The organism is Bradyrhizobium sp. SZCCHNS1050 (assembly GCF_032484785.1).
Classification (GTDB): domain Bacteria; phylum Pseudomonadota; class Alphaproteobacteria; order Rhizobiales; family Xanthobacteraceae; genus Bradyrhizobium.
This window is the reverse complement of the sequence record NZ_JAUETR010000001.1, coordinates 2,117,242-2,131,099: the sequence shown is the minus strand read 5'-3', so window position 1 is coordinate 2,131,099 and position 13,858 is coordinate 2,117,242. Positions and strand designations below refer to the sequence as shown.

Genomic DNA, 13,858 nt, shown 5'->3' with positions numbered 1-13,858 from the left:
TCCCCCGGTTGCGGGGGAGAGTTGGAGAGGGGGCGCCAAGCGCACCGCCGTCGGAGCGGCCCCTCCCTAGCCCTCCCCCGCAAGCGGGAGAGGGAACGAAGCGTCCTCGTGGCGTCATGGTCGCCGGAGCCGCGGACGAATGCCCGTCAGGCCGCCTTCGCCTGCACCTTCTCGCAGAACTCGGCCAGCCGGTCGGCCAGGCGCAACGTCGCCGGGCTGGCGTCGGGCGAGGCGAGCAGCGCGACCTCCGTGCGCTCGATCGGCGCAAAGCCCTCGCGGGCCGTCAGCACGCGGTGCTCCGCCTGCACCGACATCTCGGACAGGATGCTCAGTCCCATGCCGGCGGCGACCGCGGCCTGGATGCCGGCGAGGCTCGACGATGTGTAGGCCATGTGCCAGGCGCGTCCCTCGCTCTCCAGCGCATGGATCGCGCGGGTGCGATAGATGCAGCCGAGCGGGAAGCCGATCAGCGGCAGCGAGCGGGCCTCGAGGTTGACCGGATGGCTCTTGCTGGTCACCCAATAGACCTGCTCCGGCCATGCCGCGATCGCTGCGTGTGCATCGTCGGCACCGCGCTTGAGCAGCGCCAGATCGAGATCGCCGCGCTCGATGTCGCGCTTGAGGTTGAGGCTCTGGTCGGCGCGCACGTCGAGCCGCAGATCGGGGTGGGCGCGCGAGAACGCGGCGAGCAGCTTGGCGAGCCGGTAGGCCGCGAAATCCTCGGGGATGCCGAGCTTCACCGCGCCGTCGGGTCCGGGCCGCGCCACGACGTCGCGGGCCTCCTCGGCGAGCGCGAGCAGGCGGCGGGCATAGGACAACAGCCGTTCGCCGGCCTCGGTCGGCGTGACCTCGCGGCCGTCGCGGTTGAGCAGCGTTTGGCCGAGGTCGTCCTCCAGCCGGCGAATCTGCTGGCTGATCGTCGACTGCGTGCGGTGGACGCGCTCGCTCGCGCGGGTGAAGCCGCCCGCCTCGACCACCGAGACGAAGCTGCGCAACAGGTCCAGATCGAGCATGCCGGGCCTCCATTTGAAAAACCACTGAGTGTCAGTCTATCATTTAATTTCCAAATGGGAAAGAACAGCCCTACACCGGCGGCGAAGGAGACCTCCGATGTCGTCCGTATCCTCCGTTGCCGTGAGCCCCGTGAAGTCCAACCTGCTGCCGCTCGAAATCGGCCTGTTCTGCCTGTTGTGGAGCTTTGCCTTCGTTGCCGGCAAGATCGGGGTGACCTATTGTCCGCCGCTGCTGCTGCTCGCGGCGCGGTTCTCGCTCGCCGGTGTCCTCATTCTTGTGGTGCCGGCGGTCCGGGGCGAGCTGCGCATGAGCTGGCGCGATGCGGCCGTGTTCGCGATCATCGGCATCGCCAACAACGCGCTGTATCTCGGTCTCGGCTACACCGGGCTGCAGACGGTGTCGGCGGGGCTCGGCGGCCTGATCGTCTCGGCCAATCCGGTGTTCACCGCGGTGCTCGCGGCGCTGCTGCTGGGCGAGCCGCTGACCCTGCGCAAAATCTCGGGCCTCGCGCTCGGCACCATCGGCGTCGCCATGATCGTCTGGCACCGTATGTCCGTCGGCACCGACCAGCTCGAAGGCATTCTCTATACGCTGGCGGCGCTGGCCTCGATCGTCACCGGCACCATCCTGTTCAAGCAGCTCGCCCCGCAGGGCAGCCTGTGGGTCGGCAACGGCATCCAGAACCTCTCAGCCGGGCTGGTGTTATGGCCGGTCGCGCTCGGCGTGTCGCACGTGGGCGAGATCGTGCCGAATGCGCAACTGATCGGCGCGTTCGCCTTCCTCGTGCTCGGCGGCTCGATCCTGGCCTATGTGCTCTGGTTCCATCTCTTGAAAGTATGCGGCGCGACCGCGGCCAGCGCCTATCATTTCGTGATGCCGCCGCTCGCGATGATCTTCGCCTTCCTGGTGCTCGGCGAGCACGTGGCGCTGCAGGACCTGCTCGGCGTCGTTCCCGTCGCGCTTGGGATCTATCTGGTCACGCGGGCGCCGGCCCGTATCATTGGAGCATCGTCATGAGTGTTGCGATCACCCTGATCGGCGGCCCGACCGCCCTTATCGAAATCGATGGCTTCCGCCTGCTGACCGATCCCACATTCGATGCTCCCGGCCGCTATGAATTGCCGCATGTCGTACTGGAGAAGCTCACTGGACCAGCGATGACCGCTGAGGCGATCGGGGAGGTCGATGCGGTGCTGCTGAGCCATGATCAGCACTCCGACAATCTCGACCATGGCGGCCGCGCCTTCCTGAGACGCGCACCGCGCGTGCTCACGACGGAAGTCGGCGCAAGCAGGCTCGGTGCGCTGGCGGAAGGATTGGCGCCGTGGCAGACGACGCAGCTCAGCAAAGGCGGCAGGACATTGACGGTCGCGGCGACGCCGGCGCGCCATGGTCCCGCCGGCATCGAGCCGCTCGCGGGCGATGTGATCGGCTTCGTCCTGATCCCGCAGCACGGCGCGCCCGTCTATGTCAGTGGCGACACGGTGTTCTATGACGGCGTGGCGGAGGTGGCGCGGCGTTTCAAGCCTGGCGTCGTGATGCCTTTTGCCGGAGCGGCGCAGACACGCGGGCCGTTCCACCTCACCATGGACACCAACGACACGATCGAGACCGCGCGCGTGTTTGCCGAGGCCGCCATCGTTCCGGTTCACACGGATGGCTGGGCGCATTTCCGCCAGAGCGCGCAGGACCTGCGCAAGACCTTCGATGCGCTCGGGTTCGGTGCGCGGCTGAAGCTTCTGGAGCCCGGTGTGCGGACGGTGATCGCCTCGCCACCCAGCTCCTCCCCCTGATGAGAAAAAGATCAATCCCGACGGAACACGATCGACGCCATCCATCCCGTCATCAGCGCCATCGCGGCGGTGACGAGGCCGTAGACGAAGCCGCTCTGCCGCGCCGAGTTCGCGACGAACTGCTCGAAGCCGACCTTGACGATCTCGAACGCGGTCTCCGTCTTGGTGACCAGCGCGCCGTCGGCGAGCAGCTTGATCTCGACCTCGTAGGTGCCGATCGGCACCGCAGCGGGGAGCGGAATGCCGGTGCGGAACAGCGTTGGCGTGAGGAAGGTCACCGCGGACGTATCCTCGCGGTACAGACCGTGCTGCGATTGCAGCCGCACGAAGGCGCTGCGGAACGCGTCGTTCGGGACCACGTCGGCATAGTCGGGACCGACGCGCTGGGTCAGCAGCACGTTGTTGAGTCCGAGCTGCTGCCGGCGCAGCACCTCGGGCGCGGCCATCGCGTCGAACTGGCGGTTGGCGAACAGCGCCAGATAGCCGGGCACCTTGAGGAACTGGCGCGAGTCGGTGTTGATCCAGATGCCGAACTTGCGCTCCTTGCGCCGCGTCACCATGTCGGCCCGCGGGCCCCGGACGGTGACGACGAGGTCATAGGCGGTGCGACCCGGCGGGGTCTGGGTGTCCTTCTCGACCGAGCCGAACAGCACCAGCTCCTCCCCGGAATAGTTCGGCGTCACCGTCACGCGATGGTTGGAGACCGAGACGATCAGCCGCTCGGCGCGCGCCGATGCGGCGCCGGCAAGCAGCAGCATGAAGGTGAGGCTGGCGAGGCGGAGCGGCGTCATCTGCTGATCTCGGTCTCGCGGATCGTGAACAGGTCGTCGGGCTTGATCACGAGCTCGATCGCGAACCGGATGCCGACGGCGAGGATCAGCAGGCCGAGCAGCAGCCGCAGCTGCTCGCCGCGGATCATCTGGCCGGCGCGGGCCCCGAACTGCGCGCCGGTGACGCCGCCGACCATCAGGATCAGCGCCAGCACGGCGTCGACCAGATGATTGCTCATCGCGTGCAGCATGGTCGCGATCATCATGGTCGCGAGCGTCAGGACCATCGAGGTGCCGATGACGGTCGAGGTCGGCACGCGCAGCAGGTAGATCAGCAGGGGCACCAGAATGAAGCCGCCGCCGATGCCCATCACGGCGCCGAGGAAGCCGATGATGAGGCCGATGGCGATCACCGGAATGACGGAGACATAGATCTTCGAGCGCTTGAAGCGCATCTTCAGCGGCAGGCCATGGATCCAGACATGGCTGCCCGGACGCCGCACGGTCGCGACCGCGCCCTGGCGCGCGCGCATCATCGCCCGCAGACCCTCCCAGAACATCGTGCCGCCGACGCTCGTCAGCAGGACGACATAGGACAGCGCGATCATCAGATCGAGCTGGCCGAGCGACCGCAACAGGGTGAAGGTGGCGACGCCGAGTCCGGTGCCGAGCGCGCCGCCGATCATCAACACCGCGGCCAGCGAGGGATCGATGGCGCGCCGTCGCCAATAGGACAGCGCCCCGGAGAACGAGGAGGCGGCGATGTGGCTGGAGACCGAGGCGACCGCGACCGCGGGGGTGATGCCGACGAAGATCAGGAGCGGCGTCATCAGGAACCCGCCGCCGATGCCGAACATGCCGGAGACGAAGCCGACGGCCGCGCCCATCGCCAGCAACAGGAAGATGTTGACCGGGATGTCGGCGATCGGAAGATAAATCTGCATCCGCGCGGCCTCTGCGATCCTTCGAGCGAGCATCCCGCGCATGCGACGCAGGATGCCAAGCTCCTGCATAACCGAAAATGGCAGCGAAGGGATCAGTCATTCCCGCCCGAAGTCGACGTCACATCCACCGACGCCGAACGTGGGGGTCTGGGCGCTCCGTCAAAGGGCCTTGAGCGGCGCGGTCACCAGCCTCATGGCCTCGGCATCGCCCGGATCGAGCCAGCGGATGTCGCGGGTCTGCGACATCGCCTCGATGACCTGCGACGATACGCCCATGCGCGTCATGTAGCCGAGGATGGCGCCGGTGACGCGCTGGGTGTCGGCGACCGCGTCGGCGCCACGGGCCTCCGACGTGAAGCGGTGCACGCCGAGCGCCGAACCATCGAGGCCGTAGCGGGTCTGCCCGCCGGCAAAGGCGAACACGCAGGCGCTGGCGCAGAAGCCCGGACGGATGCGGCCGGCATTGTCGGCCACGCCGACGGCGGTAGCGAGTCCGTGGGCGCGGATGACCTCGCCCATCAGCACCCCCTGGTCGAGGTTGCCGCCGGGCGAGGACAGCAGGATCACGTCGCCCGGCTTGAGACGGGCCTCGCTGATCCGCTCGCGCAGCCAGCCGGCCGCCGCTGGCCCGATGGGGCCGCTGACGGCGAGCACGGTGCGCCTGTCGCCCAGCCCGGCAAGCGCGGGGTCGGCGACCAGCGCCGCCGACAGACTCGGCGAGATGTACTGATCCTTCCAGAACGACCAGGCGTCGGGTCGCGACAGGTCGCGGTAGGCGCGAATGCCTCCGCCGAGCACGATTGCAACGAAGAAGATGACGGAAGCCAGCCGGCGCCATCGGAACGCCGCAGGATAGCCGTCGGTCACGTGCTGCATTCGTTGGCGAGGAGGCGGAGCAGCGGCGACGTTCGCCGTGGTCCGCGGCGGCACGCGGGGGCCCGTCGGCGACTGCAGGAAGCGCGCGCCGTCCTGTTGGTCGTTCCCCGCTGACACCCGTCGATGCTCCCTCGCGGCGCTCGTGATGATCCGCCGCGACAACCTATATCGATCGACCGCGCGACACTATGGCGGCGCGATCGCAAGCCGGGAGGATTTTTCAGGCTGTGCGCGGACGCTCGTCCATGTCGAAAGAGGGGCGCTATGCCCGTGTCAGCGCGGCGCCGTCGCAGCCGCGCGCTTCGCCAGCGCCGCCTTGGCCGCGGCTGCCTTGGCGATCGCCTGCGTGCCATCCCAGCCGCCGACGGGCGCCGGCACGTTCACGGCGTCGTCGGGCTGCGGTTCGACCGTGAAGGTCTGGATCGCGAGCTTGGCCGCGGCGAGCGACTGGACATCGAGCCGCTTGGCGACATCGTCGCGCTTGCGCCCCGCGTCGACGTCACCCTGCGCTGCGGCCAGGGTGAACCATTTGTAGGATTCGGCGAGGTTCTGTTCGACGCCGATGCCACGGGCATAGAGGATGCCGAGGTTGAACTGGCTATCGGCGACGCCGCGCTCGGCGGCCTTGCGGAACCATTGCGAGGCGCTCTTGTAGTTCGCGCCCTTGCCGCCGCCGTCGGCGTCCAGCACGGCGAGATTGTGCATCGCCTTGGCGTTGCCGCGCTCGGCGGCGACCACGTAGTAGCGGCGGGCGATGTCGGCGTCCTTCTTCACGCCGAGACCCTTCTCGTAGAAGGTGCCGAGACGGAAGACCGCCGGGATCAGCCCCGCCTGCGCGGCGCGGTCATACCACTTCGCGGCTTCCTCATAGTTCGCCGCGACGCCCTTGCCCTCGGCAAAGCGCACGCCGACTTCGTAGGCGGCGGTCGGATCACCCTTCAGGGCGGCATTGCGCAGCGCCAGTCCGCCGATGGCATCGGGCAGCTTCTCGGAGGCGGGCACTTGCACCAAGCCGAGCTTCTGGCCGTTGGCAGCGGTTGGGATCGTGCCGGTGATATCAGTGGGGACGGCAGCAGGTAATGTGGCTGGCTTTTCGACGTCCTGCGGGATCGCGAGCATTGCGATCGTCTCCGCTTCGCTCGGCATGGCCCGATTGTAGGACTGACGGTCGATCGGCGTCGGCGACGTCAACGACGGCACGCTCTGGTCGGGCGTCGTCGGCCGCGGCGACAGGCTCGGCGAGGCCGACGGCATCTGCGCGCGCGGCGCCTCGCCCTGGGTTTCCATCGGCGAGATCGGTGGCGGCGTGCTGCCGCTGTCGAGCAGCGACATCGCGAATTTGAAAGTGCCGAGCACGATCACGACGACGCTGGCCCCGACCAGGAGCGAGCGGATCTTCGACCCAATGGTCGAGACTTCCTCGTCACCCTCGGCGGTGAGAGCGAACGTCGGCTTGTCCTTGGGTTTGGCCTTGGGCTTGACAGCGTCGCTGGCGACGTCCTTGGGGAGGTCTTTCGGCGGTTCCTTGGCCTTCTCCTTCGGCTTGTCCTTCTTCGCCTTCTTGGCGTCCACGGGCTGTGCAGCCGCCGCGGCCTGCGCCGCGCGGCGCGCAGCCGCGATGAAGCTCGACGTCGACACCGGCTCCCGCTTGCCGGCGGGAAGCTCGCTCAGCGCATCCTCGGACGCGGCGATCCGCTCGGCGGGCGATGCGGTCCGGCCAGGCGGACGGGTGCCGGGTTCGAGCGGATGATCCGGCGGCAGCTCGGGGACGATGACGGTCGAGCGGGGCGCCTGTGCTGTGTGCGGCTCGAGGATGTCGGCGATCGCCTTCGGCGGAATCGGCGGCGGCATGGCGGCCGCCGGCGCCTGCGCGGCGTGGAAGTCGCGCGAGGCGGCCGCGAACGCCTGTTGACCCGCGGCCGGAGCGACAATCTGTCCCGCTGGCTGCTCGGCCGCCGGATTGGGCAGCTCCGGCCGGTAGGCGGGCTCTGGCCTGGCCGGCTCGGCAAAGGCCTGGGGCGCCGGCGCGCGTGCGGCCGGCATCGGCGACTCGATTGGCGGTGCCAGCGGCGGCAGCGCGGCCGGCGGGCTCGCGGTGGCGCGCACATTGCGCAGGTCGCCTTCGATCATGGCGAGGCGGTCGACGACGTGCCCCAGCGTGTTGTGGACGGCCTCGAGCGAGTCCTGGGTGTTGCGGTCGGTCTCGGTCTGGCTGAAGCGGATGTCGGACAGCTCGCGCTTGACCATGTCGATCAGGCCGCCGTCCTGCGACGTTTCGCGCTGCGACCGGCTCTCCGCCAGCGCTGCGAAGGTCGCCTGCTGCCGTTCGAGATAGCGCAGGATGTCCTGCAGGCCGTCCTCGACGCGGGTCATGTTGCCGCCGCGCGGGTCGTTGGCGGCCTCGAGCCGCTCCAGCAGATAGCTGATCCGCTGTTCGAGATGGGTGATCGCCGATGAGCCGTCGTTGCCGACCTGCAGGCGGTCGATGCGGTCGGACAGGCCGCGCAGCGCGTCCTCGATCTGGGCAGTGTGGTCGGGCGCGGCCGCCGGCGGCTCGCGGCTTTCCAGGGTCGAGGTCAGCGCGGCAATGCGCTGTTCGAGCGCCGCAAACGACTCGTGGAACGAGTCGTGATTGTCGCGCGCCTGTGTGACCTGGTCGACCTTCGACGACAGCTGGCGGAGATCGTCCGACAGTCGTTCCAGCGCGTCGTTGGAGGCGACATTGGCGACGATCGCACGCAGCGCCGCGATGGCGCTTTCGAGCTGCTGCACGGTGCCAGGGTCGTCATTGGCGCGCAGGATCAGGTCGAGCTTGGCGCCGAGATTGCGGATCGCCTCGTCATAGACGGCGAGCTGCTCGGCAGGCTTCAGCGAGCCGACGACCTCGCGGATGTCGGTCAGCGCGCGCTCGATCCCGGCCAGTGCGTGGCCGTCGACGCCGGTGTTGCGGTTCTCGTCGATACGGCGCGACAGCGAGCGAATCTCGTTCTCGATCGACTCGATCGCCCGGCGCGGCATCGCCTCGGTGATGGCGTGACGAATTTCGGAGAGCTCGTTGCGGAAGCCGGCGATCGACTGCTCGATGCCGTCGTCGGGGCGATGCAGCGCCTCGATCTGGCTCGTGATCTTCAGCAGATGGCGTTCGAGCAGCGAGAAATCGGGAGTGGGGGCTGCCGGTTGCGGCGGCGTCAGCGGCGCGCTGATCGGAGTCATCAGCGGCGCTGCTGCGGATGCCATGGCAGGCGCGGTCGGCGGTGCCTGGTGCGGCGGCAGCGGGCGCGCATTGTCGAGCTCGCTCTGGCGGGCGCTGATCTCGGCCACGGCCACGTCGAACGAACCCGCGCTGAGCGGCTGGGCGGGCCGGTAGAGCTGCGCAGCGGCGCGCTCGACGCCGTCAGGACCACGATAGCGGTCCTCGGTGTCCGGCTTGCGCAGCGGCGTCGAGATCTGCGACAGGCGGGCGTCGAGCCGCGAGATCGCGTCGTTCAGCTGACGCGCGACGCCCTGCTCGTCGCGTGGCCCATCCTTGCGCGCGACGGGGCGCGACATTTGCTCGATCTGCCGTGCGATGGAGTCGAGCCGCTGATGGATGTCGGTCACCTCGCGGGCATCGCGGCTGACGGTCGGCGTGCTGCGTGGCGCGGGGCTGCCGCGGAAATCGGGCGGGGTCGATGCGCCGAGCGTGGAGTTGATCCAGTCGTTCAGCGTCATTCCGGCGCGTTGCGCCGCGGCCTCGGCCCTCTCGCGGACGGACGGGTCGATGCCTTCATTACTCCACGGTACGCGCGAATTCATGTCTCGTCCGGTTCCGCTTCCAGCGCTCCACCAAGCGCCTCCAGCCTCCCCACGCGTCCCGGACATGAACATGAACGGGTCCGCGCAGATCGTCTGCTCCAGGTCCCGACTTTTGACTTTTACGGTAAATAACGCGTTAAGTTTACCGCCGGCGCGGCCAGAAGTTTTGCCCTATCAAACGGCGGGTATCAGCCGGCATTTTCACGCGATGATGGATCGAGCGGCCGCACGCTGCTCGCGCCGGATATCGTCGACAGCGCGGTGATCGCTTCCTCGCACCATTCCGCCACCATGCGTTCGTGGCGCAAGCCGAGACGCAGGTTGAGGAGCTTGCCCATATCGGCCGGGGCCACGTTGCCGTCCGCATAATGCTTCTTGAGGATGCGATCGTAGCGCTCGGCGCGGTCGCGATGATGCTCGAGCCGCGCCATCAGGTCGGCCCGGATCGGCCCGATGTCGGCGGCGCCCAGTGCATAGAGCCGGACGAGAAGATCGTCCTTCGTCGAGGCCGGCGTGCTCGGCCGCGCCGCCCAGCTGCGAAACGCCGCGCGGCCCTCCGCGGTCAATGTGTAGACCAGCTTGTTGGGCTTGCCGGTCTGCACCACCTCGCGCCCCTGGATGTAGCCGCGGTCGCGCAGCCGCGACAGCTCGCGGTAGATCTGCTGGTGGTCCGTCTTCCAGAAGAAGCCGATCGAGGAGTCGAACGTCTTGGCGAGCTCGTAGCCCGTCATCGGATGTTCGGTGAGGCAGGCGAGGATGGCGTCGCCGAGGGCCATGGCCGGAAACTGCTCCCGTTTTTCTGATCGTGTTCTGCCCCGCTCCACGCTTGACATTATGCACACTAGCGCATATGCGTCAATGTGCATATCGGGTGGTTGTGGTGCTGGCCTGTTCCGCCCCGAGGAGACGCCCAATGACAATGACCGGCCTCGATGGATGGTACGGCTACATGAGGTCTCACGATCTCGGCGCTTTGCGGGAGCTGCTGCATCCCGACGCCGTGTTCGAAAGTCCCGTCGTGCACACGCCGCAACGCGGCCGCGACATTACCTTCAAATATCTCGCGAGTGCTGAGAAAGTCTTAGGCGGTCCCGGATTCAAGTATGTCGGGGAGTGGCGTAACGCCACGGGCGCCGTGCTCGAATTCGAGAACGAGATCGAAGGGATCAAGCTCAACGGCGTCGATATCATCAGCTTCGACGACGCCGGTCTGATCACACATTTCAAGGTCATGGTGCGCCCGCTCAAGGCGATCAATTTGCTGCACCGCCTGATGGGCGAACAGCTCGCCGCCATGAGCAAGCCGTCGTGACGCGACCGACAGTCGCAAACTAACGGCTGCCGCAAGCCTTGAGAAATCGCTACAGTCCGCGGCCTGCATTGCCTGCCGCGTCCGTGGAATTCCCCGTCTGAAACTTCAGCCTTCCTGCCGGAGACGCCAATGCCGATCTACAAAGCCCCCGTGGAAGATGTCACCTTCCTGCTCAACGACGTGTTCCAGATCGACCGCTACGACAATCTGCCGGGATTCTCCGATGCTTCGGCGGATGTCCGCGAGGCGATCCTCGGCGAAGCCGCCAAGCTCGCCGAAGAGGTGCTGCATCCGCTGAATCGCGTGGGTGATCTCGAAGGCTGCAAGCGCCATGACGACGGCAGCGTGACCACGCCGAAAGGCTTCAAGGACGCCTACAAGCAGATCGTCGAGGGCGGCTGGCTCGGCCTGTCGGCGCCAACCGAATATGGCGGGCAGGGCCTGCCGGTGACGCTCAGCCAGACCGTCAACGAATTCCAGTGCTCCGCCAACATGGCGTTCTCGATGTATGGCGGCCTCACCATGGGCGCCACCGCGGCACTCATCGTGCATGGCAGCGAGGAGCAGAAGAAGACCTACGTGCCGAAGATGGTCGCCGGCGAGTGGACCGGCACCATGAACCTCACCGAGCCGCATTGCGGCACCGACCTCGGCCTGCTCCGCACCAAGGCGGTGCGCCAGGCCGACGGCAGCTTCAGGATTTCCGGCACCAAGATCTTCATCTCGGCCGGCGAGCACGACTTGGCTCCCAACATCATCCACCTCGTGCTCGCCCGCATCGAGGGCGCGCCGGCCGGCATCAAGGGCGTGTCGCTGTTCGTGGTGCCCAAGTTCATGGTCAATCCCGACGGCACGGTGGGGGCGCGCAACGGCGTCACCTGCGGCTCGATCGAGCACAAGATGGGCATCCACGGCAATTCGACCTGTGTGATGAACTACGACAACGCCACCGGCTGGCTGATCGGCGAAGAGAACAAGGGCATGCAGGGCATGTTCGTGATGATGAACGAGGCCCGGCTCGGCGTCGCCGTGCAGGGTCTCGCGCAGTCCGAGGTGGCCTATCAGAACGCGGTCGCCTATGCGCGCGAGCGCATCCAGGGCCGCTCGCTGACTGGGCCCAAGGCGCCCGACAAGGCCGCCGATCCGATCATCGTGCATCCCGACGTGCGCCGGACCCTGCTGTCGATCCGCGCCTTCAACGAGGCTGCGCGCGCCATGGTGGTGTGGACCTCGCTGAAGAGCGACGTCGCGCACCGCTCGCAGGACCCGAAGGACCGCCAGGCCGCCGACGACCACATGGGCCTGATGACCCCGGTCATGAAGGGCTACATGACCGACATGGGCTTCGCCAACGCGGTCCAGGCGCAGCAGATGTATGGCGGCCACGGCTACATCGCCGAGTGGGGCATGGAGCAGTTCGTGCGCGATGCGCGCATCGCCATGATCTACGAAGGCGCCAACGGCATCCAGGCGCTGGATCTCGTCGGCCGCAAGCTGCCGCGCGACGGCGGCCGCGCCGTGATGGCCTTCTTCAACGAGGTCGGCTCGTTCGCCAAGGAGCAGGGCGGCAACGACGCGATGAAGCCGTTCGTAGCCCCGTTGTCGACCGCGCTCGGCCATCTGCAGCAGGCCACCACGTGGCTGATGCAGAACGCGATGACCAAGCCGGACAATGCCGGCGCCGCCGCGACCGACTACATGCATCTCTTTGCGCTGGTCACCTTCGGCTACATGTGGGCGAAGATGGCGAAGGTGGCGCAGGACAAGATTGCGGCCGGCGACGGCTCGACCTATCTCACCACCAAGCTGGTGACGGGTCGCTTCTTCATGGAGCGCGTGCTGCCCGAAACGGCGGCGCATCTCGCCCGCCTCCAGGCCGGTTGTGCGACCGTGATGGAACTGCCGGCGGAAGCCTTCTGAGGATCAGACGAGAGCCGGTGCGCGCCGCGCGCCGGCTCCGTCGTCAATGCGAACAACAAATCTGACCAGATGAGGAGGGCGTGATGCCTGAGGCGTTTATCTACGACCACGTACGGACTCCCCGCGGCCGCGGCAAGGCCGACGGCAGCCTGCATGAGGTGACCGCGCTCGCGCTCGCCACCGTGCCTTTGAAGGCGCTGAAGGACCGCAACAACATCCCCGAGGACGCGGTCGACGACGTCGTGCTCGGCGTGGTCGATCCGGTCGGCGAGGCCGGCTCCGACATCGCGCGCTTCGCCGCGCTGAATGCGGGTCTCGGCGATGCCGTTCCGGGCATTCAGATCAGCCGCTTCTGCGCCTCCGGCCTCGACGCCGTGAACTTCGCCGCGGCGCAGATCATGAGCGGCCAGCATGAGCTGGTCATCGGTGGTGGTGCGGAATCGATGAGCCGCGTCGGCATCGGTGCTTCCGGCGGCGCCTGGCCGATGGATCCGTCGATGGCGGTGCCGTCCTACTTCATGCCGCAGGGCGTCTCGGCGGACCTGATCGCGACCAAATACGGCTTCTCGCGCGACGACGTCGACGCCTATGCGGTGCAGAGCCAGCAGCGCGCGGCGAAGTCCTGGGAGGAAGGCCGCTTCGACAAGTCGGTGGTGCCGGTCAAGGACATCAACGGCCTGACCATCCTCGCCAAGGACGAGCACATGCGTCCCTCGACGACGATGCAGTCGCTGGCGCAGTTGCAGCCGTCGTTCGTGCAGATGGCGCAGATGGGCGGCTTCGACGCGGTGGCGATCCAGTCGCATCCGGAGATCGAGCGCGTCAACTACGTGCATCACGCCGGCAACTCCTCGGGCATCGTCGACGGCGCCGGTGCGGTGCTGCTCGGCAGCAAGGAGGCAGGCGCGAAGTACGGCATGAAGCCGCGCGCGAAAATCCGTGCCTTCGCCAATATCGGCTCGGAGCCCGCGATGATGCTGACGGGCCCGGTCGACGTGACCGAGAAGCTGTTCGAGCGCTCGGGCATGAAGAAATCCGACATCGATCTGTTCGAGCTCAACGAGGCGTTCGCCTCGGTTGTGCTGCGCTACATGCAGGCGTTCGAGATCGACAAGGACAAGATCAACGTCAATGGCGGCGCGATCGCGCTCGGCCATCCGCTCGGCGCCACCGGCGCGATGATCCTCGGCACCGTGCTCGACGAGCTCGAGCGCACCGGCAAGGCGACCGCGCTGGTGACGCTGTGCATCGGCGGCGGCATGGGCACCGCGACCATCATCGAGCGGGTGTGACGGTGCGCTCCCTCCCCCCTTGCGGGGGAGGGTCGGGGAGGGGGGTGCCACGCGCTCCACTGCCCGTGAGGACCCCCACCCCCGACCCCTCCCCGCAAGGGGGAGGGGAGACGAAACATCGGGGCTGACGCAGCACAGACGC

The 13,858-nt window shown here is 67.6% G+C and carries 11 protein-coding genes; 5 read left to right on the top strand and 6 right to left on the bottom strand.

The window, feature by feature from the left end; translation table 11 throughout:
* Positions 1 to 146: 146 nt before the first annotated feature.
* Complete coding sequence (locus QX094_RS09705; RefSeq protein ID WP_316187868.1) at positions 147 to 1,013, bottom strand: LysR family transcriptional regulator; 867 nt, start codon at positions 1,011 to 1,013, stop codon at positions 147 to 149.
* 97 nt (positions 1,014 to 1,110) lie between these two features.
* On the opposite strand from QX094_RS09705, the gene QX094_RS09700 reads away from it, so the two are divergent.
* Together QX094_RS09700 and QX094_RS09695 are read left to right on the top strand one after the other, a co-directional pair.
* Positions 1,111 to 2,031: a DMT family transporter gene (locus QX094_RS09700; protein WP_316187867.1), complete on the top strand. Its 921-nt coding sequence runs from the start codon at positions 1,111 to 1,113 to the stop codon at positions 2,029 to 2,031.
* Positions 2,028 to 2,807, top strand: a complete 780-nt coding sequence (locus QX094_RS09695) for an MBL fold metallo-hydrolase (RefSeq protein ID WP_316187866.1) — start codon at positions 2,028 to 2,030, stop codon at positions 2,805 to 2,807. Before QX094_RS09700 ends, QX094_RS09695 begins: the two co-directional genes overlap by 4 nt.
* A gap of 11 nt (positions 2,808 to 2,818) precedes the next feature.
* Here QX094_RS09695 and QX094_RS09690 read toward each other — a convergent pair whose 3' ends face one another.
* From QX094_RS09690 to QX094_RS09670, 5 genes are all read right to left on the bottom strand, one after another.
* Complete coding sequence (locus QX094_RS09690; protein WP_315717942.1) at positions 2,819 to 3,598, bottom strand: TIGR02186 family protein; 780 nt, start codon at positions 3,596 to 3,598, stop codon at positions 2,819 to 2,821.
* Entirely contained in the window at positions 3,595 to 4,521 is a 927-nt protein-coding gene (locus QX094_RS09685) for a sulfite exporter TauE/SafE family protein (RefSeq protein ID WP_315717941.1), read from the bottom strand. Before QX094_RS09685 ends, QX094_RS09690 begins: the two co-directional genes overlap by 4 nt.
* A 159-nt stretch (positions 4,522 to 4,680) precedes the next feature.
* The gene (locus QX094_RS09680) at positions 4,681 to 5,514 is read right to left on the bottom strand and encodes a hypothetical protein (RefSeq protein ID WP_316187865.1); all 834 of its coding nucleotides are present in this window, start codon (positions 5,512 to 5,514) and stop codon (positions 4,681 to 4,683) included.
* A gap of 156 nt (positions 5,515 to 5,670) precedes the next feature.
* Entirely contained in the window at positions 5,671 to 9,192 is a 3,522-nt protein-coding gene (locus tag QX094_RS09675; protein ID WP_316187864.1) for a hypothetical protein, read from the bottom strand.
* 188 nt (positions 9,193 to 9,380) lie between these two features.
* A complete protein-coding gene (locus QX094_RS09670; RefSeq protein ID WP_315717938.1) occupies positions 9,381 to 9,968 on the bottom strand; it encodes a PadR family transcriptional regulator in 588 nt (195 codons plus the stop codon).
* Between the two features lie 137 nt (positions 9,969 to 10,105).
* Here QX094_RS09670 and QX094_RS09665 point away from each other — a divergent pair, with 137 nt between their 5' ends.
* The 3 genes from QX094_RS09665 to QX094_RS09655 all read left to right on the top strand — a co-directional run bounded on the left by QX094_RS09665 (position 10,106) and on the right by QX094_RS09655 (position 13,716).
* The gene (locus QX094_RS09665) at positions 10,106 to 10,504 is read left to right on the top strand and encodes a nuclear transport factor 2 family protein (protein ID WP_315717936.1); all 399 of its coding nucleotides are present in this window, start codon (positions 10,106 to 10,108) and stop codon (positions 10,502 to 10,504) included.
* Between the two features lie 129 nt (positions 10,505 to 10,633).
* Complete coding sequence (locus tag QX094_RS09660) at positions 10,634 to 12,424, top strand: acyl-CoA dehydrogenase C-terminal domain-containing protein (RefSeq protein WP_315717935.1); 1,791 nt, start codon at positions 10,634 to 10,636, stop codon at positions 12,422 to 12,424.
* Between the two features lie 83 nt (positions 12,425 to 12,507).
* Positions 12,508 to 13,716, top strand: coding sequence for an acetyl-CoA C-acetyltransferase (locus QX094_RS09655; RefSeq protein WP_315717934.1), 1,209 nt, complete (start codon positions 12,508 to 12,510; stop codon positions 13,714 to 13,716).
* The last annotated feature ends 142 nt before the right edge of the window (positions 13,717 to 13,858 follow it).

Bases quoted from the DNA above. Each gene is read 5' to 3' on its own strand.
- QX094_RS09705 (WP_316187868.1), bottom strand. From the start codon at position 1,013: ATGCTCGATCTGGACCTGTTGCGCAGCTTCGTCTCGGTGGTCGAGGCG.
- QX094_RS09700 (WP_316187867.1), top strand. From the start codon at position 1,111: ATGTCGTCCGTATCCTCCGTTGCCGTGAGCCCCGTGAAGTCCAACCTG.
- QX094_RS09695 (WP_316187866.1), top strand. From the start codon at position 2,028: ATGAGTGTTGCGATCACCCTGATCGGCGGCCCGACCGCCCTTATCGAA.
- QX094_RS09690 (WP_315717942.1), bottom strand. From the start codon at position 3,598: ATGACGCCGCTCCGCCTCGCCAGCCTCACCTTCATGCTGCTGCTTGCC.
- QX094_RS09685 (WP_315717941.1), bottom strand. From the start codon at position 4,521: ATGCAGATTTATCTTCCGATCGCCGACATCCCGGTCAACATCTTCCTG.
- QX094_RS09675 (WP_316187864.1), bottom strand. From the start codon at position 9,192: ATGAATTCGCGCGTACCGTGGAGTAATGAAGGCATCGACCCGTCCGTC.
- QX094_RS09670 (WP_315717938.1), bottom strand. From the start codon at position 9,968: ATGGCCCTCGGCGACGCCATCCTCGCCTGCCTCACCGAACATCCGATG.
- QX094_RS09665 (WP_315717936.1), top strand. From the start codon at position 10,106: ATGACAATGACCGGCCTCGATGGATGGTACGGCTACATGAGGTCTCAC.
- QX094_RS09660 (WP_315717935.1), top strand. From the start codon at position 10,634: ATGCCGATCTACAAAGCCCCCGTGGAAGATGTCACCTTCCTGCTCAAC.
- QX094_RS09655 (WP_315717934.1), top strand. From the start codon at position 12,508: ATGCCTGAGGCGTTTATCTACGACCACGTACGGACTCCCCGCGGCCGC.